Raw genomic sequence first — 2941 nt, forward strand, 5'->3', positions numbered from 1 at the left:
GCGGGCCGGGGCCGGCAGTCTGCGGCGGCTGGCGCGGACCGGCAAGGCGGTTCGGGGCCGGGCTGGCAGCGGCCCAGGGGGCGGTTTGACAGCGGCCCCGGCAGTCCTTAACATTCTGCGGCTTATGTCCGCGAACGTGCCCGAACTGTTGGATGCCTGGCGGATGGTCGCAGCGCGCAGGGTCTTCGAAGACCGCCTGCCGCTCTCGGCGATGACCCGTCTGCAAGGCAGCCTGGCCGACACCGAAGGCGAATGCCGTTACACGCTGGAATTCGGCCGCGACGCTGTACTGCAAGTGTCCTATGTCGAACTGAAGATCGAAACCGAGCTGCCGCTGATCTGTCAGCGCAGCCTGCAGCGCTTCCTGCTGCCGGTGTCGAGCGTGCAGCGGCTGGGGCTGATCCGCAGCGAGGAAGAAGAAGCCGCGCTGCCGCCGGATCACGAGGCCTTGCTGGTGCCGGAAGACGGCATGCTGCGGCCGGCCGATCTGGTCGAGGACGAGTTGGTGCTGGCGGTACCGTTGGTGCCGGTGGCGCCCGGAAGCGAGGCGGTCGATCGCGACTGGCCGGCGACCGAGGAAGAAACGAGCAAGGTCAACCCGTTCGCGGCGTTGGCGGCGCTGAAGAAACAGTAGCGGTCGGTCCGCCTGCCGCTGCCTGAGGTTGTTGCCGGACGCGCGCGTCCTGCGCGACGTAATGACGACAGATGTAAACGAACCGAGTTTGGAGCAATCCCATGGCTGTGCAGAAATCCCGTGTCACCCCGTCCCGCCGCGGCCAGCGCCGTTCGCACGACGCCCTCAGCGCCAAGCAGCTGTCGACCGATCCGACCAGCGGCGAGATCCACCTGCGCCACCACGTCACCGCCGACGGTTACTACCGTGGCAAGAAGGTGATCGCCACCAAGACCGCGCAGGTCGAAGAAGATTGATCCGTGCCCGTCCACCGCGCTGCGGCGGACGGAGTCACCCATCTTCACAGGCCGCGCCGCACCGGGGCGGCCTGCGTAACAGGCAACAGGAACCAGCATGAGCAAGCGGATCTATTCCAGGATCGCGGGCACCGGCAGCTATTTGCCTGAAAAAGTGTTGACCAACGACGATCTGTCGCACATGGTCGACACCAGCGACGAATGGATCCGCAGCCGTACCGGCATCCGCGAGCGGCACATCGCCGCCCCCGGCCAGACCGCCGGCGACCTGGGCTACGAGGCCGCGCTGAAGGCCATCGAAGCCGCCGGCATCGATGCCGCCGAACTCGACATGATCGTGGTCGGCACCACCACGCCGGATCTGATTTTTCCGTCCACCGCCTGCCTGATCCAGGCCCGCCTCGGCGTGGTCGGCTGCCCGGCGCTGGACGTCAACGCCGCCTGTTCCGGCTTCGTCTACGCGCTCAGCGTGGCCGACAAGTTCATCCGCAGCGGCGACGCCAAGACCGTGCTGGTGATCGGCACCGAAACCCTCAGCCGCATCGTCGACTGGACCGAGCGCACCACCTGCGTGCTGTTCGGCGACGGCGCCGGCGCGGTGGTCCTGCGCGCCGACGAAGACACCGGCATCCTCAGCACCCATCTGCATGCCGACGGCAGCAAGAAGGAACTGCTGTGGAATCCGGTCGGCATCGCCACCGGACTGGGCGACGGCACCGGCGATCCGGCCGCAGGCGGCATCCAGATGAAGGGCAGCGAGGTGTTCAAGTACGCGGTCAAGGCGCTCGACGCCGTGGTCGACGAGACCCTCGAGGCCAACGGCCTGGACAAGCACGACCTGGACTGGCTGATCCCGCACCAGGCCAACCTGCGCATCATCGAAGCCACCGCCAAGCGCTTGGAACTGCCGATGGAGCAGGTGGTGGTGACGGTGGACATCCACGGCAACACCTCCTCCGCCTCGGTGCCGATGGCGCTGGACGTGGCGGTGCGGTCGGGCCGCGTGCAGCGCGGCCAGTTGCTGCTGCTGGAAGCCTTCGGCGGCGGCTTCACCTGGGGCTCGGCGCTGCTGCGCTACTGAGCCTGTTTCCGCGCCCGGCGCCGTTGGCGGCGTCGTGGTGCGCGATTTCGATCCGGTGCCGGGCGCCGTGCGTCGTCGCCACGACGCGCGGCAATGCGCTCGCCGAACCCAATTCTCATCACGCCAGCGCGTCCGGCGTGTGCATCGCGGTGCGTGGTCGCGCGCGGCTTGTGCCGCGATGCGTCCGCGCCTGTCTTCCTTTCGCGACATCACGCCGCGCGCGAAAAGCGCGATTCGCCCAGCGTGGGCGCCTGTGGGTGCGCGCTTTTTGCGTTGTCGCCTGGGCGTCCAGCCGCGCCCATCGGACATGCCCCTCGTTCCGCCGCTCCGCGGTGACGCGCTGCCAGCACCCTGGCCTGCGCGCACGATCGCAACGCCTTGCGCTGGCGTGCGTCCCGCGCGTCACGTGTGCTGTCGGCCTGATACCGGGCGCCGCCAAGCGAAGCACGACCGGCGGCACGCGATGGGCCGGCCGTCATTTCACATACGCCCGGGTACAGACGCCCGGCCGGTTTCGCCCGTATCATCGCCGCTCGATTTTCGCAGGGCCGACCGCGTGACCGATTCCACACTCGCCTTCGTCTTCCCCGGCCAGGGGTCGCAATCGCTGGGCATGCTGGCCGAACTGGCCGAACTGCATCCGCAGCTGCGCGACAGCTTCGCCGAAGCCTCCGACGGCGCCGGCGTGGACCTGTGGGCGCTGAGCCAGGGCGGCCCGGAAGAGATGCTCAACCGCACCGAGTACACCCAGCCGGCGCTGCTGGCCGCGAGCGTGGCGCTGTGGCGGCTGTGGCTGGCCGAGGGCGGGGCGCGTCCGGCGCAACTGGCCGGGCACAGCCTGGGCGAATACAGCGCGCTGGTCGCCGCCGGCGCCCTGTCGCTGCACGACGGCGCGCACCTGGTGCGGCTGCGCGGGCAACTGATGCAGGA

At 69.0% G+C, this 2941-nt stretch carries 4 protein-coding genes; all 4 read left to right on the plus strand.

Going from position 1 to position 2941, the window contains the following annotated elements; all coding sequences use genetic code 11:
• Positions 1–124: 124 nt before the first annotated feature.
• Positions 125–634 carry a YceD family protein gene (locus D180_RS05530; RefSeq protein WP_010342480.1) on the plus strand — a complete coding sequence of 170 codons (510 nt, stop codon included), beginning with the start codon at positions 125–127 and terminating at the stop codon, positions 632–634.
• 101 nt (positions 635–735) lie between these two features.
• Positions 736–930: a 50S ribosomal protein L32 gene (gene rpmF, locus D180_RS05535; RefSeq protein WP_010342479.1), complete on the plus strand. Its 195-nt coding sequence runs from the start codon at positions 736–738 to the stop codon at positions 928–930.
• 97 nt (positions 931–1027) lie between these two features.
• Positions 1028–2011 (plus strand): beta-ketoacyl-ACP synthase III, encoded by a 984-nt coding sequence (locus tag D180_RS05540; RefSeq protein ID WP_010342478.1) that lies wholly within the window; start codon positions 1028–1030, stop codon positions 2009–2011.
• 556 nt (positions 2012–2567) lie between these two features.
• A partial coding sequence (locus D180_RS05545) for an ACP S-malonyltransferase (RefSeq protein ID WP_017912011.1) occupies positions 2568–2941 on the plus strand: 374 nt, incomplete at its 3' end.

The sequence above is a fragment of the Xanthomonas sp. SHU 166 genome (assembly GCF_000364685.1).
Taxonomy (GTDB): domain Bacteria; phylum Pseudomonadota; class Gammaproteobacteria; order Xanthomonadales; family Xanthomonadaceae; genus Xanthomonas_A; species Xanthomonas_A sontii.